The organism is Sphingobacteriales bacterium, from assembly GCA_016700115.1.
GTDB lineage: Bacteria > Bacteroidota > Bacteroidia > Chitinophagales > UBA2359 > UBA2359.
In genome coordinates this window covers 4060485-4083082 of the sequence record CP064999.1, presented here as the reverse complement: position 1 = coordinate 4083082, position 22598 = coordinate 4060485, and the positions used below count along the sequence as shown (strand labels likewise).

Annotated in this window: 16 protein-coding genes and 1 tRNA gene; 14 read left to right on the top strand and 3 right to left on the bottom strand. The window is 45.2% G+C overall.

The window, feature by feature from the left end:
- Positions 1 to 252 precede the first annotated feature (252 nt).
- Positions 253 to 1128 (top strand): ACP S-malonyltransferase, encoded by an 876-nt coding sequence (fabD, locus tag IPM47_14470; GenBank protein QQS28065.1) that lies wholly within the window; start codon positions 253 to 255, stop codon positions 1126 to 1128.
- A gap of 96 nt (positions 1129 to 1224) precedes the next feature.
- Complete coding sequence (locus IPM47_14465; protein QQS28064.1) at positions 1225 to 1527, top strand: antibiotic biosynthesis monooxygenase; 303 nt, start codon at positions 1225 to 1227, stop codon at positions 1525 to 1527.
- Here the strand turns inward: IPM47_14465 and IPM47_14460 are convergent.
- Positions 1524 to 2219 (bottom strand): hypothetical protein, encoded by a 696-nt coding sequence (locus tag IPM47_14460; protein ID QQS28063.1) that lies wholly within the window; start codon positions 2217 to 2219, stop codon positions 1524 to 1526. The two genes, IPM47_14465 and IPM47_14460, sit on opposite strands and share 4 nt — an antisense overlap.
- Before the next feature lie 270 nt (positions 2220 to 2489).
- On the opposite strand from IPM47_14460, the gene IPM47_14455 reads away from it, so the two are divergent.
- The 3 genes from IPM47_14455 to IPM47_14445 are packed head-to-tail and all read left to right on the top strand — an operon-like array spanning position 2490 to position 8063.
- Positions 2490 to 3575: an efflux RND transporter periplasmic adaptor subunit gene (locus IPM47_14455; protein QQS28062.1), complete on the top strand. Its 1086-nt coding sequence runs from the start codon at positions 2490 to 2492 to the stop codon at positions 3573 to 3575.
- Positions 3576 to 3578: 3 nt separating this feature from the next.
- Positions 3579 to 6659, top strand: a complete 3081-nt coding sequence (locus IPM47_14450; GenBank protein ID QQS28061.1) for an efflux RND transporter permease subunit — start codon at positions 3579 to 3581, stop codon at positions 6657 to 6659.
- Positions 6660 to 8063: a TolC family protein gene (locus IPM47_14445; protein ID QQS28060.1), complete on the top strand. Its 1404-nt coding sequence runs from the start codon at positions 6660 to 6662 to the stop codon at positions 8061 to 8063.
- On the opposite strand, the gene IPM47_14440 is transcribed toward IPM47_14445, so the two are convergent.
- Entirely contained in the window at positions 8050 to 8337 is a 288-nt protein-coding gene (locus tag IPM47_14440; protein ID QQS28059.1) for a hypothetical protein, read from the bottom strand. The genes IPM47_14445 and IPM47_14440 overlap by 14 nt on opposite strands.
- A gap of 94 nt (positions 8338 to 8431) precedes the next feature.
- On the opposite strand from IPM47_14440, the gene IPM47_14435 reads away from it, so the two are divergent.
- From IPM47_14435 to IPM47_14410, 6 genes are all read left to right on the top strand, one after another.
- Positions 8432 to 8995 (top strand): hypothetical protein, encoded by a 564-nt coding sequence (locus IPM47_14435; protein ID QQS28058.1) that lies wholly within the window; start codon positions 8432 to 8434, stop codon positions 8993 to 8995.
- A 184-nt stretch (positions 8996 to 9179) separates the two neighbouring features.
- Positions 9180 to 9902 (top strand): hypothetical protein, encoded by a 723-nt coding sequence (locus tag IPM47_14430; protein ID QQS28057.1) that lies wholly within the window; start codon positions 9180 to 9182, stop codon positions 9900 to 9902.
- Positions 9903 to 10184: 282 nt separating this feature from the next.
- Complete coding sequence (locus tag IPM47_14425) at positions 10185 to 11000, top strand: hypothetical protein (protein ID QQS28056.1); 816 nt, start codon at positions 10185 to 10187, stop codon at positions 10998 to 11000.
- A gap of 111 nt (positions 11001 to 11111) precedes the next feature.
- The gene (locus IPM47_14420; protein QQS28055.1) at positions 11112 to 14309 is read left to right on the top strand and encodes a glycosyl hydrolase; all 3198 of its coding nucleotides are present in this window, start codon (positions 11112 to 11114) and stop codon (positions 14307 to 14309) included.
- 73 nt (positions 14310 to 14382) lie between these two features.
- Positions 14383 to 14697, top strand: coding sequence for a YbaB/EbfC family nucleoid-associated protein (locus IPM47_14415; GenBank protein QQS28054.1), 315 nt, complete (start codon positions 14383 to 14385; stop codon positions 14695 to 14697).
- A 14-nt stretch (positions 14698 to 14711) separates the two neighbouring features.
- Positions 14712 to 15476 carry a methyltransferase domain-containing protein gene (locus IPM47_14410; GenBank protein ID QQS28053.1) on the top strand — a complete coding sequence of 255 codons (765 nt, stop codon included), beginning with the start codon at positions 14712 to 14714 and terminating at the stop codon, positions 15474 to 15476.
- A gap of 66 nt (positions 15477 to 15542) precedes the next feature.
- On the opposite strand, the gene IPM47_14405 is transcribed toward IPM47_14410, so the two are convergent.
- The gene (locus IPM47_14405) at positions 15543 to 16583 is read right to left on the bottom strand and encodes a hypothetical protein (protein ID QQS28052.1); all 1041 of its coding nucleotides are present in this window, start codon (positions 16581 to 16583) and stop codon (positions 15543 to 15545) included.
- A 168-nt stretch (positions 16584 to 16751) separates the two neighbouring features.
- On the opposite strand from IPM47_14405, the gene IPM47_14400 reads away from it, so the two are divergent.
- The 3 genes from IPM47_14400 (at position 16752) to IPM47_14390 (ending at position 22592) form a co-directional block, all read left to right on the top strand.
- On the top strand, positions 16752 to 18236 hold the full coding sequence (locus IPM47_14400; protein QQS28051.1) for a proline--tRNA ligase: 1485 nt from the start codon (positions 16752 to 16754) through the stop codon (positions 18234 to 18236).
- A gap of 84 nt (positions 18237 to 18320) precedes the next feature.
- Positions 18321 to 18394, top strand: a tRNA-Arg gene (locus IPM47_14395).
- Positions 18395 to 18608: 214 nt separating this feature from the next.
- Positions 18609 to 22592: a PKD domain-containing protein gene (locus IPM47_14390; GenBank protein QQS28050.1), complete on the top strand. Its 3984-nt coding sequence runs from the start codon at positions 18609 to 18611 to the stop codon at positions 22590 to 22592.
- Positions 22593 to 22598: the final 6 nt, after the last annotated feature.

Below are 22598 nucleotides of genomic sequence, written 5' to 3'. Positions count from 1 at the left end.
TGCTTTGTAAACTTTGATTTTTTTGTAAAAAAAAAGTAAAAAAATTGTTTACAAACGGAATTGATGTAACTTTGTCCTGTTTTTGCCTTTTCAATAAATTCCAATAAACATAATTATCTGGCGCCTGAAAATCGCTTGTAGCCGACAGAGAAACTGTTGGCCGTTTTTATATCGGTATCAGGGGATCAAATTCGAGAAGATGGGGCAAAATATCTAAGAGGCTGATTACGTGTTCTAAACTATATACTATATATGAAAGCATACATATTCACCGGGCAAGGCTCTCAGAAGCCCGGAATGGCGCAGGATTTATTCCCTTTGGCAGGGGCAGTCAAGGAGTATTTTCAGTTGGCAGACAAATTGTTAGGCTTCGATATCAGCCAAATCATGACTACGGGCAGTGCTGAAGAGCTGAAACAAACCCGTGTAACCCAACCTGCCGTTTTTTTGTATTCAGTGATTAAATCGAGGGTTATCCGGGATTTTAAACCGGAAATGGTGGCCGGCCATTCACTTGGTGAGATTTCTGCTTTGGTGGCAGCCCGTTCTATTGACTTTGGCGATGGTTTAAGACTTGTTTACCAACGAGCCATGGCTATGCAGGCAGCCTGTGATGCACAGGAATCGGGAATGGCGGCTGTTCTGGGTTTGGACGATGCCATTATTGAAGTGATTTGCAAAAGTATAGACCACGAAATTATAGTAACCGCAAATTACAATTGCCCCGGGCAGTTGGTGATTTCCGGAACCAAAAAAGGACTGGAACTTGCGAAAGAAAAACTGATGGGTGCAGGAGCGAGAAGAGTGTTGGAATTACCTGTCAATGGAGCATTCCATTCTCCTTTGATGGAGCCTGCCCGTGCTGATCTGGAGAAGGCGATTCGGGAAGTCCGGTTTAAAGCTCCAATTTGTCCGGTTTACCAAAACACGGATGCCCTGCCAACTCAGGATCCCGAAGAAATCAAAGAGAAACTGATTGCTCAGTTGACTGCTCCGGTTCGTTGGACTCAGATTGTCGAAAATATGATTGCCGATGGAGCCTCGCAATTTATCGAAGTGGGACCGCAACAAGTTTTAACCGCAATGGTCAAAAAAATTGACAGCCGGTTGAGTGCCGCATCGCTTTAATTTGACTTTTCCCTTTTTTACCAAAATAGTAAGCGAATTGCCCGTCATGTTTTTTTATGCCGGGCAATTTTAGTTTTACTTCAACCCAACAGGTACATGATAATCAGAATTGTCAGAATGAAATTCAGGGCTGACGAAGTGGAGGAATTTGTTGCCTGGTTTGCCCTGAACCAACATCAGATAGCCGGATTTGCCGGTTGTATTTCTTTGGAACTTTGGAGGGATTTTGCCGACCCCTGTAGTTTTTTTACCCATAGCCGATGGAAAGACGACCAAAGTTTGCAAAACTACCGGCAATCTGATTTTTTCAAAGCGACATGGACTCGCACCAAAGCGCTGTTTGAAGAGCCGGCGCAGGCTTGGTCGGTGAGTTTGGTGAACCCTGCAAATGGAGTTTAGTTGTTCGGCGCTCCGGCATCTATCCATGATTTGATTTGATTGATTTCACAAACAGGCAATTGTGAAACTCCCTGGGGCATCGGCTTATAGTTGGGAGAATGGCTGACAGAGCCAAATAAACGCCCGTTTAAGGCCTGAGTTTTTACCGCATTATAATCCGACAAATCCACCCCTCCGCCAACCGCTACAAATACCCCTGCTCCGTGGCAGGTCAGACACTTTGCGGTCAGGATGGGGAAAACGCGGTTTGCAAAACTAACATCAGTCGTGGGGCATGAACCCTCCGGTGTGCAGGTCAGGTTTCTTGCACCTTGATCTATCCATTTTTCAATCAGGTTGACTTGTGCGGTATCCAAAGGGAGATAGGGAGCAGGGGGCATTGATTTATTTTTAATCTGACTGAACAGCTCACTTTTATCGGGGTTTTTAGGATTGATACCTCCGGTTACTACTACATTGATATAATTATCTAACTGCACACCTTCTTCTTTGGTGATGGCATCGTGGCAGCCTCCGAACGCACAGTTGGCTTCTAAAACGGGCAATATATCAAGGGGAAAATAAATGATGCCTTCCTGACAAGGCTCCCCGTTGTCTATTGCAACATCGGACAATGCCGAATCTTTGGTGCAAGATGATGTTTGCAGTGCGAAAAACAGCCCGATAACCCATATTCCCAAGGGATTCTTCATGGTATTTATTTGATTAAATGTTTAAAAATCAAGTTGGCGATTTACAAAATTTATTTACCTTTTTATATCTGACAGACGCGCAAAGTTGATGGATTTGAATGTTTTATAAGAACGCAAAGTTCGGATAAAAGGTTAATTATCGTTAAAAGTTCAAACATTTAGCAGTAATAATGGTTAAACACCGATTGGTATAGCGTTGCTATCCACTTACCGATTTAAAAAAATGCGTACTTTGTGCGCTTCAACTCTAACAGTGTTATTCTTGCCCGCATGAAACATAAGAACAAGATTATTACTTGCTTTTTCTTTATTGCCTTTTTGTCATTTATGATGAGTTGTAAAGAAAAAAAGGCTGCTCCGGCAAACGCATCCGCCCCTAAAGGGCCGATGGCCTTTATTGCTGACGGTTATATTGTAAAACCCACGTCTGTCAACAATGAGATTGTCTCGACCGGCAGGCTCGCAGCCAATGAATTGGTGGCTATACAATCGGAAGTGAACGGTAAAATTTCGCAGATTTATTTTACTGAGGGAAAACCGGTAAGTAAAGGTACGACTTTGGTGAAACTTGACGACTCCGACTTGTTGGCACAAATCAACAAGGTAAATACACAGCGGCAACTCTCGGTCAACACCGAGCAAAGACAGAAGAAACTGCTGGATATCAACGGTATCAGCCGACAGGAATATGATTTGACCACAACTCAGATCAAATCTTTTGATGCCGATCTGGATATCCTGAAAAACCAATTGGAGAAAACAGAAATCAAAGCGCCTTTTGCCGGAGTGATCGGGTTGCGGAATGTCAGCGTTGGGGCGGTCATTGCCCCTGGCAATGTGCTGACGACATTACAGCAACTGAACCCGTTAAAGCTGGAGTTTTCCGTACCCGAAAAATACATCACCGACATACGGGTCGGACAAAAAATCAGATGTTCGTTTCCCGGAAGTAAAGATACCATGATTGGTACCATATATGTCATTAACCCCATGATTGATGTTACGACCGGCACCCTGATGGCTAAGGCAACAATTAATAACCCCGGAAACCGGCTTTCACCCGGGCAGTTTGCCAATGTCGAGATATTGCTCAGTGCCAAACCTCAGGCTATGATGATACCTTCGCAGAGCGTTATTCCGGGAACCCGGTTTAAACAAGTTGCAACTTACAAAGGCGGAACCATAGAAATGAAACAGGTGGTTACCGGGCTTCGCAACGAATCGGAGGTAGAGATTTTGCAGGGACTGTCTTTTGGAGATACGATACTGACTACCGGCATTATGCAGGCCAGAGACAAAGGCAAGGTGCAATTGAAACAAATTATTAACGCTACTGAAGATAGCCAAACCCGATAGACTATGAGTTTACCCGGTATTTCGCTTGACCGTCCGGTCATGGCCATAGTGATGAATATTATTATCGTTTTATTCGGACTGCTTGGCTTTTACTTTCTTGGTATTCGCGACTTTCCCGCCATTGACCCTCCAAACATCAGCGTCCGTACTAACTATGCCGGCGCAAATGCCGATATCATAGAATCACAAATTACCGAACCCTTGGAAAAAGCCATTAACGGGGTGCCGGGCATTAAAAACATCACCTCGTCCAGCAGTCAGGGTATCAGTAATATTACTGTTGAATTTGAATTGGGCAACGACCTTGAGGCCGCAGCCAACGATGTGCGGGATAAAGTTTCACAGGCAATCAGACAATTGCCGCCCGACTTAGACGCTCCGCCTGTTGTGTCTAAAGCTGATGCCAATTCTGATGCCATTATTTCTATGACGGTGAGAAGCAACACGTTAAACCAGCTTCAGGTTACTGATTTTGCAACCAACGTGCTGCTTGAAAAACTTCAGACCATTCCGGGTGTGAGCGGTATTCAGATTTGGGGAGAAAAGCGCTATGCCATGCGAATTTGGATGAACCCTACCAAACTGACCGCTTACGGGCTGACGGCCAACGACATAGTTGCTGCACTGCAACGCGAAAACGTGGAATTACCTTCCGGCAAACTTGCCGGAAATTACACCGACCTTACCGTCCGTACTTTTGGCAAACTGACGACTGAGGACGATTTTAACAACCTCGTGATTGCCAACCAAAACAATACGCCGGTCAGATTAGGCGATGTAGCTTCTGCAGTTCTCGGTCCTGAAAACGAAGAAACTGTTTTGAAAGAATCGGGCATCCCGATGATTGCTCTCGCCCTTGTTCCGCAACCCGGTTCTAATTATGTGGCTATTTCGGACGAATTTTACAAAAGATACGAGCAACTGAAAAAGGATATCCCCGAAGATTTTGCCCTCAATATTGCTTTGGACAATACCCGGTTTATCCGCAGCTCTATTTTTGAAGTAGAGGAAACGCTTGCTATTGCTTTTGGGTTGGTGATCTTGATTATTTTCCTGTTTTTCCGCGACTGGCTCATCGCCATCCGCCCATTGATTGATATTCCGGTTTCGCTTATCGGGGCTTTCTTTATTATGTATCTGTTTGGTTTTACCATCAACATCCTCACCCTGCTGGCCATCGTTCTTGCAACCGGGTTGGTGGTGGATGACGGGATTGTGGTTACCGAAAACATTTACAAGAAATTAGAGAAAGGAGTGCCCAAAATGCAAGCCGCAAGGCAAGGCAGCGAGGAGATTTACTTTGTCGTCATTGCCACATCAGTTACCCTTGCTGTCGTGTTTTTACCCATTATCTTTTTGCAGGGATTTGTCGGGCGATTGTTTCGCGAGTTTGGCATCGTGTTGTCGGGGGCGGTGCTGATATCTGCTTTTGTTTCACTCACCCTAACTCCGGTACTCAATGTTTTACTGACCAAAAAGAAACCGGTTCATTCGTGGTTTTACAAAGCAACCGAGCCGTTTTTTGCAGGACTTGAAAACGGCTACCGCCGCTTATTGACAGGTTTTACCAAATTCAAAATTGCGGGCGTGTTGTTGCTGCTGGGTTGTTTTGCGGGGATTTACTATCTGTTTAATTTAGTTCCGTCCGAACTTGCGCCGATGGAAGACCGCAGTCAGTTCCGGCTTCAGGTCAGCGCACCGGAGGGCACAAGTTTTGACTATATGGACAAATATATGTCGCGAATTACCCAGTTTGTCATGGATTCCGTTCCTGAAAAAACGGTTTTGCTCACCGTAACTGCTCCTTCCTTTGCCGGAAGCGGGTCGGTCAATTCGGGGTTTGCACGCATTGCTTTGACAGAACCCTCCGAGCGCAGCAGAAGCCAGATGGACATTGCCAACTATGTCAATAAAAACACTGCCGGATTGACGGAAGGAAGGGTGTTTGCCATTCAGGAACAAACCATTTCGACCAACCGGCGTGGGGGATTACCGGTGTCGTTTGTCCTGCAAAATATCAACTTTGAAAAATTACGCACCGCTCTCCCCGTATTTATGGAAGAAGCCGGAAAAAGCCCGGTGTTTCAGCAACTCGACGTTGACCTGAAGTTTAACAAACCCGAATTGAACGTTAAAATTAACCGCGAAAAAGCTGCCGACCTCGGCATCAGCGTTAACGATGTTTCTGAAGCCCTGCAAATGGCTTTCAGCAACCGCAGGATTGGTTTTTTCAACATGAACGGAAAACAATATCAGGTATTGGGGCAATGGGAACGCGAATACCGAGACGACCCGGCCGATTTGAAAAATATTTTTGTCAAAACCAATAAAGGTGCTTTGATCAGCATTGACAACGTGGTCAGTATGGAAGAAGAAACCAGCCCGCCGACCATTTACCATTTTAACCGCTATAAATCGGCGACTATTTCGGCAGGGCTTGCACCCGGAAAAACCATTGGGGACGGCATCGAGGAAATGCAAAATATTGCAGCAAAGGTGTTAGACAGCAGTTTTAATACTGCCCTGACCGGTTCCTCGCGCGATTTTGCTGAAAGCGCATCCAATACCGGTTTTGCATTTGCGCTGGCGCTTATCCTGATATTTTTAATCCTTGCAGCACAGTTCGAGAGTTTTATTGACCCCGTTATCATTATGCTTACCGTTCCGATGGCGATTGCCGGGGCTTTACTGTCCTTATATATGCGCGATCAGACGGTCAATATCTTTAGCCAGATCGGGATGATAATGCTCATTGGGTTAGTAACTAAAAACGGGATTTTGATTGTCGAATTTGCCAATGTGCTGATGAAACAAGGTATGGGCAAAACGCAGGCTGCCATTGAAGCGGCGGTGATGCGCCTTCGTCCTATTTTGATGACAAGTTTTGCCACCGCTTTAGGCGCATTGCCCATTGCAGTTTCATTTGGTTTTGCATCTACCAGCAGGATGCCTCTGGGAACTGTGGTTGTCGGTGGTATTTTGTTTTCCTTGATTTTAACCCTGTTCGTCATTCCGGTGATGTATATTATTATCAGCAGACGAACGCCCTCGCCTGCAATTTCACCACTTAACCAAGAAATCTGAATGTTCCGGCTTTCCTTTTTATATCGCTTGTTTACCCCGACCCGCCAACTTTTGCAACTTTTAACACAGAACCCGGGCAAGAATTTTTCAGTTGCCATCAGGTTGAGATTTGTCGTGCTGATGGTTGGTATGATTTGTTTATTGCCAAATTCCCTTTCTGCCCAAACCCTGACGATGGGCGATGCCATCGAACAGGCATTGGCAAACAATTTTAACCTTCAGTTTGCAAAAAACAACGTGCGGATTGCCTCCATTAACGACCATCCCGGACAAGCCGGCATGTTGCCGGTGGTGGGTTTGCAGGCCGGAACAACGGCATTGGTCAATAATATCAGCCAAAAATTTGTGAGCGGGGATGAAATCAACCGCGCCGGGGTTTTTTCTTCTAACACCCAGTTTTCGGTGTTTTCTGCATGGACTTTATTTGACGGATTCAGGATGTATGCCGCCCGCCAAAGGCTGAAAGAGCAGGTCGCAGAAGCAGAAATTGACCTGACTGCCCAAATGTTGCAAACCACCCGCGATGTGGCGGCTTTGTATTTAGAACTGATGCGTCAACAGGAATTGCTCAAGAATACCGACACGTTGATTGCCATTACCAACGAGCGGCTGACGCTGAGCAAAATGAGGTTTGAAAGTGGGCTGAGTTCAAAAACTGACTATCTTCAGGCACTGACCGATGTGAACGCTCAAGCTGCCCAGAAACTTACCCAACTCAACAACCTGCAACAAACCAAAGAAAACCTGAATCTTCTGATGGGGCGGAATGTATCCACCCCTTTTGAAATTGAAGAACAATCCCTGCCGGAAGAAAACTGGGTATTGCCCGAAGAGCTAAATCCGGCACAACATCCTTTGGTGCGTCAGGTAAAAACTCAAATCGGAATCGCACAGTTGCAACAGCAGGAAATTGAAGCCGGTAAATATCCCACAGTTGACCTCAATGCCGCCTATAACTTTAACTTCAACCGCTCGCAGGCCGGCTTCTCTTTATACAATCTCAGCACAGGCCCTGTGTTGGGACTGAATGTGAACTGGACTTTGTTTAACGGGGGCAACCTCAAAAGGGCGGCCACCGTGAACCATATTGCCATTGAAACCCTCCGTACTTCGCTGGCGCAAACCGAACAGCTTTTGGATGCACAATGGGTACAGGCACAGCGAAACGCCGCCTTTGCCCGCAACCTTGCCGACCTTGAAACCAAAAATCTCGAAGCCATTTCGGAAAATATGCTCATTGCCCTCGAACGCCTGCGGGCAGGTGTCGCCAATACACTCGAATTTCGAGAAGCTCAGCAAGGCTACGAACTGATGTTGGCGCGAAAAACCGAAGCTCAGTTCCAGCTAAAACTCGCCGAGTTGAATTTGCTTTTCCTCAAAGGCGAATTGATTATGCAGGATTAAAGCGGAGTTTAATCTGAACAGAGTCCCCTGAACAGGAGGAAACAAGGAATTTCTCCTGCTGTTCATTTTTCCGCAGATGGCGCTGATTTTTTTTCTCCTGCTGTTCGGTTTTCCGCAGATGACGCTGATTTTTTTTCTCCTGCTTTTCAGTTTTCAGCAGATGATGTAGGTTTTTTTTTCTTAGGTAGCCCGATTTCCGGTAGCCAGACCTATAAGGTTTTGAAAACCTTACAGGGCTCGAATAAGGGCTGTTTCTTTCTTGTCTGCTGTTCATACTTATACAAACAAGATATCTTAGGTTTTACCCTTGTATTTTGACTTTTTAGGTGTAAAATCCTGAATAGCAGGATTTCAAAACTATTTTTCGCTTGTGCAGCCTGATTCTTCGCAAGCGAAAACTGATTCTTCGCAAGCGAAAACTGATTCTTCGCAAGCGAAAACTGATTCTTCGCAAGCGAAAACTAATTCTTCGCAGGCGAAAACTAATTCTGCGCAAGCGAAAACTAATTCTTCGCAAGCGAAAACTGATTCTTCGCAAGCGAAAACTGATTCTTCACAAGCGAAAACTGATTCTTCACAAGCGAAAACTGATTCTTCACAAGCGAAAACTGATTCTTCGCAAGCGAAAACTGATTCTTCGCAAGCGAAAACTGATTCTTCGCAAGCGAAAACTGATTCTTCGCAAGCGAAAACTGATTCTTCGCAAGCGAAAACTAATTCTGCGCAAGCGAAAACTAATTCTGCGCAAGCGAAAACTGATTCTTCGCAAGCGAAAACTGATTCTTCGCAAGCGAAAACTGATTCTTCGCAAGCGAAAACTGATTCTTCGCAAGCGAAAACTGATTCTTCACAAGCGAAAACTGATTCTTCGCAAGCGAAACCCGATACTTCAATGGCATAAACTGCCCTTGCAACTGCAAAACTTATGCTAAATGCAATGGGTAATTAGTCAGTAAGTTTAAATTCAAGAATTTAACAGACAAATATACTGTTTGGGTAATTTGAAAGTCCGCGCGGGAATGTAAAATTATTTTTAAAAAAAAGCAACCCCAAGGCAACTTTTTTTAAAAAGCTTTCGTTTTAGAGGTATATTCAATCACCAAAAACCCAATTGTCATGGCCACATCAAAATTTATCCCCAGCAGCAATGAAGACAAAGTAGTTTGGCTTCAAAATTTCGCCTCCAAACTTCATCTTTACAAACTCAAGTACAACCTTACAGATGACGAAATTGACGACATGGTCGCAAGTGCCTTATTCTTTACTTTTGTAGTTAACTACCACAAACAGGTAGATGAATACAAAATCAACATCACCGCCTACCGCGACGAGTTGAGTTATGGCTTTGAACATTTTGGCGTAACTGCTCTGATTCCCGTAATCACCTTTTACTTTGATGAGGAAGTAGAGGAAACGTTGCCGCCTCCGGCTGTTCCGAACGGGATTTTCAAAAGAGCCTCTGCCATTGCCCAAAAAATTAAAACAGCCACCAACTTTGCTATTGCAGACGGGCAAAACCTCGGAATTATCGCCGAACATTCTGATACAGACTATAATACGGTAAAAGTTGAGTTCATCCTTCGCCTTGTTGCCGGCGGGCATCCCGAAGTGGTCTGGAAAAAATTGGGTATGGATGCCGTTGAAATCCATGTATTAAGACCGGGTTTTGAAAATTTTGTGCTCCTTGCCGTTGACCAGTTTCCAAATTTTATTGACAACCACCCTTTGCCGGAAGCCGGCCGTGCCGAAGTTTGGTCTTACCGGTTGATTTACCGCAAAAAAGATGGTCGTGTCGGACTTTGGAGCGACATTGTTTCCATCACCGTTACAGGAATCTAAGCCGGAAAAAACAATACGGATGATTGAGGCAGATGTAGGCTGCCTGCTCCACCTCATTTCACAAAAACCTTCGCCAAAAGCGGAGGTTTTTTTATTGCCCTGCCCTTTGAGATGTAAGTTTTAAAACCTCTTTCAGACCAATTGACGGGTAAAGGCGAACCCAAAAAGTCTGAGATTGAACGGAATATGTCTTTCCCGGAAAAAACCAAACCACCTGTTTACTGTTATACACACTTCAAATTCCATTCTTTTAACAAACCAAAAACTCACAATTCTCTGTTTATGAAAAAATTAATTGCAACCTGCTTGCTGATGATGGCTGTTTTTGCCTTTGCTCCTGATGTTCAGGCACAGGAATTAGACGAAGTTCTTAAACAGCATTTTGAAGCCATCGGGCAAGAAGAGGTCAATAAACTCAACAGCATCACCTTTGCCGGTAAAGTGATTGTAAATAACGGCATGATGGAAATTCCGATGACCATGACTCAAAAGAGAAATTTCAAAATGAAAACAGAAAGCACTTTTCAGGGTCAGAAATTTATTGAAGCATTCAACGAAACCTCCGGTTGGCGAATTAACCCCTTTGCAGGTCAGACAGAACCCCAGGCAATGACTGAAGACGAAAACAGAAGTACCAGAATGCAGGCCGATATAGACGGCGCATTGCACAATTACGAGAAAAAAGGATATAAAGCCGAGTTGTTGGGCGTAGATGATATGGAAGGCTCCAAAGTTTTTAAAATTAAATTGTCCAACACAGCCGGCGAGCAGTTTACCTATTTTATAGATGCCGACAGTTATGTGATTCTAAAATCTACATCCAAGTTAAAAGTTCAGGGCAACGAAATGGAATCTGAAACTTTTTTCGGCAATTACAAACAGATGAATGGGATGGCTTTCCCATATAGCCTCGAAACCAAAATAGGAGGGCAGGTTGTTTCGCAAATCGTGATTGATGAAGTAAGACTGAACCCCGAAATTGACGATGCAGAATTTATGATGCCCGGCAAAAAACCTGAAGCTGCCGAAGTAAAACAAGCAACCAAGGCTGAAGAAGCCAAACCAAAAGCCAAAAAAGGCAAAAAGTCTAAAAAATAGCCGCAATATTCCGATTGTATCAGAAATATAACCGGCAATCCAACAAACCCCGGTTCTTATACTCCAGTAATTCCTACACATTCACCCTCACCACGCTAAACTGATATTCCCATGAATCATCGCTTTACCGATTTTTTTATAAAAAACCTGTTCCTTTTTGTTCTCGTTGGATGGGCTTTTACCCCTTCCAGTGCACAAACTCCCACCGCTGACATTGACGAAAATACGTTTGGAGCGATAGAGGCTCGCCATATTGGGCCGGCTGCCATGAGTGGCCGGGTTGCTGCTTTGGACGCTTCAGCCAAAGACCCCCTCTTGCTCTATGTTGGCGCAGCCGGCGGAGGGGTTTGGAAATCAAAAAACGGAGGCACCACCTTTAAAGCGGTTTTTGAAGACCATCCGCAATCCATCGGAGCCATTGCCATCAATCAGCAGCAACCCGATACAGTTTGGGTAGGCACCGGCGAACCCTGGACAAGAAACAGCGTTTCGGTCGGAACGGGTATTTATAAAACTATGAATGGCGGTGAAAAATGGGAGTTGATGGGTTTGCCCAATTCAGAGCGAATTGCCCGCATTGTACTCCATCCGACAAACGGCGAAGTGGTCAATGTTGCTGTGTTGGGAAATTTATGGAACAGCAGCCCTGACCGCGGAGTTTACCAAACCACAGACGGTGGAAAAACGTGGACTAAAACCCTGTATGTTGATGAAAACACCGGCGCAGCCGACCTCTGTATCCATCCCAACAATCCCAATATCCTGTATGCCGGGATGTGGGATTTCAGAAGACAGCCCCATACCTTCCGTTCAGGCGGAAAAGGCAGCGGGCTGTTTCGCTCGGAAGATGGGGGTAAAACCTGGAAAAAACTGAGCGGAAACGGACTTCCCGAAACCGAGCTCGGACGGATTTCAGTGGCTGTTTCGCCGGTTTCGCCATACGCCACGTATGCTTTGATTGAAAGCGAAAAAACAGCCCTCTACCGCTCAGACGATAACGGACAGACCTGGAAAATGACCAACAGCAGCCCTGCCGTGGGCGAGCGTCCTTTTTATTTTTCCAATCTTACTCCAGACCCTAAAGAGGCCGACCGGATCTATAAACCCGGTTTTATGTTGCAGGTGAGTAATGACAGAGGAAATACCTTTTCGGGTGCAGCAGTCGAAGGCGGAAATTATCATGTTGACCTTCATGCTTTTTGGGTTTCCCCTAAAAACAACCGCAATATGTATCTCGGCACAGACGGCGGGGTCTATGTGTCAAACGACAAAGGGAATACCTGGACATTCCTGCAAAACCTTCCGTTGTCGCAGTTTTACCATGTTGCATCCGACAACGAATTCCCCTACAATGTATATGGCGGTTTGCAGGACAACGGCTCGTGGATGGCTCCTTCGAGGGCTGCCGGAGGGATTACCAATGCCGACTGGAAAAGCATCGGCTTTGGAGACGGATTTAACGCATTTCCCGACAAACAGGACAACAATATCATTTACTGGCAATGGCAGGGCGGAAACATCGTCCGCTATTACAAACAAACCGGTGAGTTTAAACAAATCCGCCCGTTTGCTCAATCGGCAAAAGACCAACTCCGGTTTAACTGGAATACCCCTTATACGTTTGGTGAAAAAAGCGGTCATCTGTATGTCGGCGCTCAATTTTTGTTCCGGTCAAAAGACCGGGGAGATACCTGGGAAAAAATTTCGCCCGACCTGACCACCAACGACCCCGAAAAGTTAAAACAAGAACAATCGGGAGGGCTGACCGTAGATAATTCGACTGCCGAAAACCATTGCACCATTTATACCATCGGCGAATCGCCCTTAGATGCCAGTATTATCTGGGTGGGAACTGACGATGGAAACATTCAGGTAACCAAAGACGGCGGAAAAACCTGGGACAACGTTACCGGAAACCTTGCCGGGCTTCCCAAAAATACCTGGACTTCTTTTATAGAACCCGACCGATTTGACAAAGCCACCGCCTATGCTGTTTTTGACGGTCATACGCTCGGCGACAAAAATCCCTATTTATACAAAACAACCGATTATGGCAAAACATGGACTAACCTGGCTGCCGGAAAAGTTCCCACATTCTGCAGGGTAATGCGTCAGGATTTGGTCAATCAAAATCTGTTGTTCCTCGGAACCGAGCTTGGTCTGTATATTTCGATTGACGGCGGAAAAAACTGGGTCAGGTTTAAAGGCAACTTCCCGCAGGTTGCTGTTTATGATATGCACATTCACCCCCGCGAACATGACCTTGTCATTGCAACCCATGGGCGCGGCATTTTAATTATAGACGACCTGACGGCACTCCGGCAAATCACTACCGGATTAGTCGAACAGGAAGTAGCTTTCATCAAACATTCCCCTTACATTATTCGAACACCGGGAAGTTATCAGGCTTTTTCGGGCGACCAGACTTTTGTCGGCCGCAACCCCTCCACAGTGGCAAACATTACCTATTACCTCAAAAAACGCCATGTTTTTGGCGATATGTATTTAGAAGTTTACAACGATTCGGGTGAAAAAATTACGACCCTGCCCGCCGGCAAACGAAAAGGAATTAACCGGGTGAAATGGGCAACCCGCCGCAAACCGCCCAAAGTTCCCGCCTCACAAAGCCTCGATTTTCAGGCCGCCTTCGGACCCAGTCTGCCCACCGGAAACTATACCATCAAACTGATTAAAGGCGACAAAACCTACGAAACAGACATGAGCATCCGTTTTGACAGTAACTCCATGCACAGCATAGCTGACCGCGAAGCTCAATTAGCCGCCACCAATCAGGCTTACGATATGCTGGAAGATTTGTCTTTTGTCGCAAAACAGGTAACAGATATCATGGATCAGGCAAACAAACTCAAAGACAAAGCTAAGGATGCCAATCTGAAAAACGGACTTACCCAACTCGCAGAAAAAATGGACAGGCATAGAAAAGAACTGATGGCAACTACAAAATCATCCGGCATTACCGGAGAAATCCGCCTCAGAGAAAAACTAAGTGAAATTTACAGCGCAATCAGCAGTTTTGACGGTCGCCCAACCCAATCGCAGTTAGACCGCATGAAATCCATCGGATATGAAATCAGCGATGTGAAAGGCATGCTGGAAAAAACCCAGGCCGGAGAAATTTCGGGCATCAACAGTATGCTGACTACTGAAGGACTGGCCCCCATCGCCCTGATTACCCGCGAACAATTTGACAAAGAAGAAGAAGCCGGCGGCGCTCCCATGCCCCACAACGAAAATCAGGCACGTCAGTTGCAGCGGACTTTGTTTGAAATGGAGGTGAAAAACAAATAAGGAAGGATAATCCTTTAAAAGAGAACCGTCTGTTCAGTTATTACGTGTAACTTTAAATAAAATACCCTGAATTATGTTCGATTTACCCGGAATGATCCGGCAAATGCAGGAGAATATGCTCCAAAGCAAAAAGCAACTGGACAATATCACCGTAGAATCCGAAGCCGGAAACGGGGCGGTAAAAGTAGTAGCAACCGCCTCTAAAAACATTGTCAGCATCAGCATCTCACCCGGATTGCTGGAAAATCCGGACAAAGAGGAACTCGAAGATTTGTTGCTCGTTGCCGTTAACCGCGCCCTGAGTATGTCTGAATCCAAAGCTACCGAAGAGATGAAAAAACTGACCGGAAACATGTTGCCGCCCGGGTTCGATTTTCCGGGTCTGTAAATCGGTTTATCTTTGTGTTTGTCAGACAAGAAATGAGCAAAACCAACGGGTTTCGGTTCAAACAGTTTTTTGTAGCCCATCACAAATGCGCCATGAAAGTCGGATTTGATGCCGTTATGCTTGGCGCATGGGCGGCAATTCCCGAAAAAACAGCCAATGTGCTCGACATAGGGACAGGCAGCGGAGTCATCGCCCTGATGTTGGCGCAGCGAACTCCCGAAACGGTTAATATATATGGTATAGAGTTAGACGAGGAAGCATCGGGGCAGGCGGTTGAAAATGCAGCACAAAGTCCATGGGCAAACCGCATCAAAATCCTACAAGGCGATTTCAACCATTTTTCTGCCATAAAAAACACATACTCCCTCCCCCTGCAGTTTGAAGTCATCGTCAGCAACCCACCCTTTTACGAAAACCACTTGTTGCCGCCCGGTGAAAAACGAAACCTCGCCCGTCATGCCGGCAGGCTGAGTTATGTGCAGTTGTTAAAGGGGGTGTCGGAACTGCTTGCGCCTGAGGGGTTGTTTTCAGTCATCCTGCCCCATCAGCAAGCCCAAAGTTTCCGGCAATCGGCAGCCGGACTTTACGGGTTATTTTGCCACCGCGCAACATCGCTTCGCCAGGCTCCCGGCAAACCCGTCATCAGGCAGTTATTGCAATTCGGTTGGGAAAAACCGGAATTTACAGAGGAACTCACTCTCGACACAGGAGGAACTCACCCCTCCACATTTTCAGATGCCTGCAAACAACTGACTAAGGAGTTTTACCTCGATTTGTGAAAAAATCGCAAAGCAATTCTAAAAACACGCATCATCAACAACCGGCAATCCGCCCGCAATCCGACCTTAATAAACCATCCCTTTCCCCCGGTCAATCATCAGTCCGTTTTGGTAAATGGCGTAAATATAGATGCCGGTGGGCAGTTGTATTTCTGTGCCATATTCGGAAGCCGGAATCCATTTGCGAACTGCCTCCCGCCCGTCGGGATGGTAAATCAACAATTCGACAGAAGGGGTCGCGGGGTCAGAAATTCGGGTTATGTCGAACAACAAGCTATGTTGAGAAAGGCTGTTGACCAATGCAACCCCGGTAGCAGGTCTGCCGGTTGGGTCAACAAACGGACAAGGTAAAACTTCGGCATTGAACAAAATAGAATCGGAGGCAATATCCCACCCAGTACATTCTTTGAGGTGGAGGGTAATGGTAAAATCTCCGCCCGTATAGCTGAGCGGAAAAATAGAAAATGTATCCGTTTTGTTGCAAAGCATATCGAGCGGGCCGAGACAGTAAGTAGCGGTGATTTCAGCACTGTTGGGAGCGGTAAATTCCACAGTATATTCCTGAAGGTCGCAGGGAGAGGTAGGTAAAATCATTTCAGCAACTACGGCGATGGAATCTAATTCACTGCAAAACTCATCGTAAGATGTGGTTAAGCCGGTAATACTGCCGCCCGGCGGGTCGGAAACGATGAGTGAAACAGTATTGTTGCCGCCGCCTAAAAAAGGAGGATTACAGGCACTTCCATCATAATAATTGTAAAAAATCTGATAGTTCACTGCATAAGCGCCTGCCGGCAACATTCCAAGCTCGATGTTATTGGTGGTTTCACAAATAATGGTCAACATCCCCATACAATAATATCCTAAAACCTGAATTGTAGGAACGGGTGTGGACATATCTACCGTAACTGAATAGTCAATCAGGTTGCAACTGCCGTTGCTGAACATGGCGGAAACAATCAGAACAGCAGGCTCGTTGCTCATGACGGGAAGGGGCGAAATTTGAAGATTGGTAATCGTTTGCCCTTGTAACGAGCCGTTAACACACAAAGCCATGAAGAACACGGGAATTAAACTGCGGAATAAACGGGTAAAAAAATGGTTCATACAAAGGAATTTTTGGGGGATAAATATTGTTGAACAAAGATTTAAAGCACAAAATATACAATTCTACCGGAACCGGATTTAACCGAAACGGAATAAATTTTATCTGTTTCACAAAAAAGCAACGTAATTTTGCCGCTCAAATAAAAGCGAACCTTTTTAATAAGAACTATGAGTAAAGATAATCAGGAAAACAAAGTTTCCCAACAACCTGAGAAAGACTGGTATGAAGACCTCGTGTTGCGCTCCGAGTTAGCCGAACATTCGGGGGTGAAAGGCTGTATGATCATCCGCCCTTACGGATATGCTATTTGGGAAAATATGAAAGCGGTGCTGGATGCCCGTTTTAAGGCCACAGGTCATGTAAATGCCTCCTTCCCGCTGCTGATACCCAAAAGCTTTTTAAGCAAAGAGGCCTCGCATATTGAAGGATTTGCCAAAGAATGTGCAGTTGTAACGCATTACCGCCTCGTAAACGACCCCAATGGTGAAGGCGTTATCGTTGACCCCACCGCAAAACTCACCGAAGAACTGATTATCCGCCCGACTTCCGAAACCATTATCTGGAATTCTTACAAACGCTGGATAAAATCTTACCGCGACTTGCCCCTGCTCATCAACCAATGGGCGAATGTTTTGAGATGGGAAATGAGAACCAGATTGTTTTTGCGCACTGCCGAATTCCATTGGCAGGAAGGACATACTGCCCACGCAACCGCCAATGAAGCGGTCGAAGAAGCAAGGTTGATGTTGGACGAATATGCCGCATTTATGGAAAACTACATGGCCATTCCGGTCATCAAAGGCTATAAAACCGAAAGCGAAAGATTTGCCGGCGCAGTGGATACCTATACTTGCGAAGCCCTCATGAAGGATGGCAAAGCACTTCAAATGGGCACCTCCCACTTCCTGGGACAAAATTTTGCTAAAGCCTTCGATGTCAAATTCCTGAACAAAGAAGGGGTGGAAGAATACGCGTGGGCTACCTCCTGGGGAGTTTCTACCCGTATGATGGGGGCCATGATTTTGGTTCATTCAGACGAGGCCGGATTAGTAGTTCCGCCTAAAATTGCCCCCATACAAGTGGTCATTGTTCCGCTCATCAACAAACAAACCAAAGAACGGCAGGACGATTTTGATGCTGCCATTGATAAGGTAAAATCAGAACTCAAAGGGGTTTCCTTCAAATATGACGATGACGACACCAAAAGAAGCGGGTTTAAGTTTGCAGAATACGAGCTTCGGGGAATACCTGTCCGGATTACGGTAGGACTTCGCGATATTGACAACGGAATCGTAGAAGTTTTCAGACGCGATACCAAAGAGAAAATAAACCTGCCCATAGAAAACCTGGGAAGTAATATCGAAAAACTATTGTCCGACATTCAGGCAAATATGTTTGCCAAAGCCCTGAAATTCCGCGAGGAAAACACAACTGAGGTAAATAGTTTTGAAGAGTTCAAAGAAGTGCTGAACACCAAAGGCGGATTTTTGTACGCCCATTGGGACGGCACTCCTGAAACGGAAGCGGCTATCAAGGAACAAACCAAAGCCACTGCAAGGGTCATTCCATTAGACAACAAACAAGAGGACGGAGTTTGTGTGTACAGCGGGAAGCCTTCAAAGCAACGGATCTTGTTTGCAAAGGCCTATTAAAAGAACGATGAACTATTTTTTGCCAAATTAACTTTATCTGTTGTTCATTCAGAAAAACACCTTATCTTTGCACCATGATAGGACGGACCCGTAGCTCAACTGGATAGAGCATCAGACTACGAATCTGAAGGTTATGAGTTCGAATCTCGTCGGGTTCACTGAAAATTCGCAACGCCGCAATTCCCTGCCAACCGGAATTGCGGCTTTTTCGTTTAATGAAATGCAGCGGACAAAGTATTACTATTATGAACCGTGAGTTATAAATCCTACGAACTTTATTCAAAATTTCCTATTTTGTAACGATATTCAGACAATATACAACCCAATTTGTCTATTCACCATCTGACTAATCTTCACACAAATCAAACGCTTATGAAGCAAAATTACTTACCTACTCATTTTTTGCTCCTCTTTGTTTTAACGATTATTACTTTTTATACCGGGGAGCTGAAAGCAAATCCCAATCAACATCCGGCATATTTAAAGTTTATTGAAAACAAAGGGCAATGGAATCCCAATGTTTTGTTTCAGGCAAATGTACCCGGGCAGGAAATTTATACAGAGCGGCAGGGGTTTTCGTTTGTGTTTTTTGACCCTGCACAAGTTGATGCCGCTGCGCACTGTGGTTTAGAGCATAACGGAGCCAATCCTGTTTGTGAACATGAGAGTAATCCTTATTACGAAAGCTATAACGGGAATATCAATGTACATGCCGTTAAAGTAAATTTTTTGGAGGCAAACACAAATCCGGTCATTGAAAAGCAGGAGGTTTTATCGGAAAGGTATAATTATTTTATCGGAAACGATCCTTCGAAATGGGCAAGTAATATCCATCCTGCCAAATCCCTTTTATACAAACAAATCTATCAGGGCATCAATTTGAAGGTGTACAGCAGCCATAACAATTTCAAGTACGATTGGATCATTTCCCCAAATGTTGACCCCGGACAAATCCAACTGAACTACACCGGTCAGGCAGACATCTGTGTCAAAGACGGTCACCTTTTCCTTTCTACTTCTGTGGCTGAAGCTGTTGAATTATCTCCGTTTGCCTATCAGATAATTAACGGAACAACGATACCGGTTGTTTGTAAATATCATTTGCAAGGCAATCAGGTTAGTTTCATTTTTCCCGAAGGCTATCAAAAGGATATTGAATTGGTAATTGACCCCGTTTTAGTGGCCTCCACTTATTCCGGCAGTTCAAGCACCGTTTACGGACATTCGGCCACTTATGGTCAAAATGACGAAATATTCGGTTCAGGCCGTGCTTTTGGAACAGGCTATCCCGTAACAACCGGCGCTTATGATGTTTCTTTTAACGGTTCTACCGATGCGTCTATCAGTCGTTACAGCCCCGATGGTTCAACCCTGGAATACGCCTCCTATGTCGGTGGCTCTAATGAAGACCTTACCTGCAACCTCATCACCAATTACAACAACGAAATTATTCTGCTGGTAAAAACCGGCTCTTCAAATTACCCAACCTTAGCAGGCACAATTGACAACTCCCTCAATGGAACAAGTGATTTCGGGGTTACCATCCTCAGTGAAGATGGCAGCACTTTGATAGGCTCTACTTTTCTGGGTGGTTCAAACGAAGAAGGGCAGTTGTTGAGTGGCTGGTCTGGAATTACCTATGGTCTCCTTGGAGAACTGATGATTGACGAAGACAATAACGTTTACCTTGCAGGCTATTCCAATTCCAATAATTTTCCGGTTACACCGGGTGCCTTCCAAACCACACATGGCGGTGGATGGGATGGGGTAGTGGTAAAAATGAACCCCAACCTCACCAACCTGATCTGGAGTACCTATCTCGGTGGTACAGCAGACGATGCGGCTTTAGGAATCAGGATAGCTGAGAACCAAAGTGTGTTTGTTTGCGGTGGAACTTCAAGCATTAATTTCCCCGTTACAACAGGAGCATACCAAACAACTTCCATGATAACCGGTTCAACTTCGCCGGATGGCTTCGTAACTCATCTCAGCGCAAATGGCACTACCAATTTAGCCACCACTTTTGTCAATACCAACCAAAGCGATATCGCCTTTTTTATAGATTTTGACAGAGACAACAATGTCTGCCTCTATGGTCTGACCGATGGAAACTTTATCATCACGCCGGGTACCTATTCCAACGCAGGCGGAAAAATGTTTTTAATGGCTTTAAATCCGGAATTAAACACCCTGCTCTACAGTACCAGGGTAGGAGTTACATCAATGTCTATTAACCCAACAGCCTTTTTGGTGGATAACTGCAACCGGATTTATGCGGGAGGATTTACCGGCAACTCCGGAATGCCGACAACTCCCGATGCCTGGGCAACGGTAAATGGTTCCGGTGATTTTTATTTTATTGTGCTTGAAGCCGAAGCAGCCGGACTTTTATACGGCACTTACTTTGGAAGCCCTACCGGGTCTGAGCATGTTGATGGGGGCACCTGCCGGTACAATGACCGCGGAGTGGTTTATCAGGCTGTTTGTACCTCAGCCGCAAACTTCCCTACAACCCCCACTGCTTATGAAAACACCAATATCAACTCTTCCTGGGATTTGGTCGTTTTCAAATTTGACTTTGAGCAGGCAGGGGTGCTTGCTGAAGCAACTGCTTCTCCTGCTGCAGTCGGTTGTATCCCTTATACGGTTTCATTCTCCAACTTCAGTATTGATGCAATGACCTATTTCTGGGATTTTGCAGATGGAACTACTTCCACAGATGTTTCTCCTGAACATACCTTTACTACTGCAGGACTTTATGAAGTCATGATGATTGCCATCAACCCGTTGAGCTGCAATTTTGCAGATACTATCTATTTGAATGTATTGGCAGTTAACCCTGCTCAGGTTACTTCTGAGTTTACCTATACACAAAACACAGACTGCGACATCTATCAGTATAATTTTAACACGGATTTAGATGGTTTGACACATTTCTGGAATTTTGGCGATTTTACAACAAGCACCGAGCAAAACCCTGCTCATATTTACAGTTCTCCGGGCACTTACGAGGTCATGTTAATTGTAAGCAGCACATTGGGTTGTTTTGACCCGGACACATCCTATCAAACCATCAGTTTTACTGCTGATGCTGTAGTTGCTCTGACCGACAACCTGGTAACTGAATGTGCCCCGCTGACTTTTACTTTCAGCAATAACAGCCTGAATGCCACGACTTATACCTGGAATTTTAGCGACGGAAGTCCGATTTCCAACGAAACAACTCCTACACATACATTCAGCAACCCGGGATTTTACAATGTTACCTTAATTGCTGACAATCCGCTTGCTTGTAATTTATCGGATACTGCAGTTGTAACTTTGACAGTGTTGCCAAGTACACCTTTAACTGCATCTTTTACGCAAATACTCCCTCCGGTTTGCGCTCCCTTAACGGTACAGTTTGATGCTGCAACAGCTTCCAATATTTCAGATTATTTTTGGGATTTCGGGGATGGTAACACCGGAAATGGTGCGTCAGTTTCTCATACTTACAGTACAACGGGAGATTTCACCGTCAGCCTGACAGTCAGCAATCCCACAGGAATTTGTATTCTGGAAAACACGACCACTACTACCTTCACGTTGTTGCCCGGCAATGAAATCACTGCCCAGTTTTTACCGCCGCTTAATGGTTGCGCCCCGCTGACGGTCGGTTTAGTGGCAGAAAATACCGGGGCAACTTCCTACACATGGCTGATAGACAACACAACTTTGCAAGGGCAAAACGCAAGTCATGTCATTGATGTGCCGGGTAGTTACCCGATCAGCCTGATTGCTACACAAACAGGAGCCTGCAACATAGCCGATACCATTACTGCCTTTGTCGAAGTTTACTCCTTTGCAATTGCGTCTTTCGTTTCTTCCGAAAAAATATTAGTCAACAGCCCGGTAACTTTTACGAACAGCAGCACGAATGCAGTAGCCTATAACTGGGACTTTGGTAATGGCTCAACCTCCAGCGAAACCAACCCCACGGTTGAATTTAGTCAGGTTGGAAGTTTTACAATCTGTCTGACAGCTCTAAACGCCGAAGATTGTAATGACGAAATATGTCTGCCAATCACAGTTTTGGATGATTCGAAACTGGGGGTTCCAAACGCATTTAGCCCTAATAATGATAATATCAATGACATCGTTTATGTAGAAGGCCGTTCCAATATTCAAAGTATGGAATTCAGAATTTTTAACCGTTGGGGCAAGTTGATGTTTGCGACTAACGACCCAAATCAGGGATGGGACGGATATTTTGAAGACGTTTTGCAGGAAAACGAAATCTATGTCTATACGCTCGAAGCCACTCTGCAAAGCGGTGAAATTGTTACCAGAAGCGGAAACATTGCTTTGTTGCGTTAAAAAACT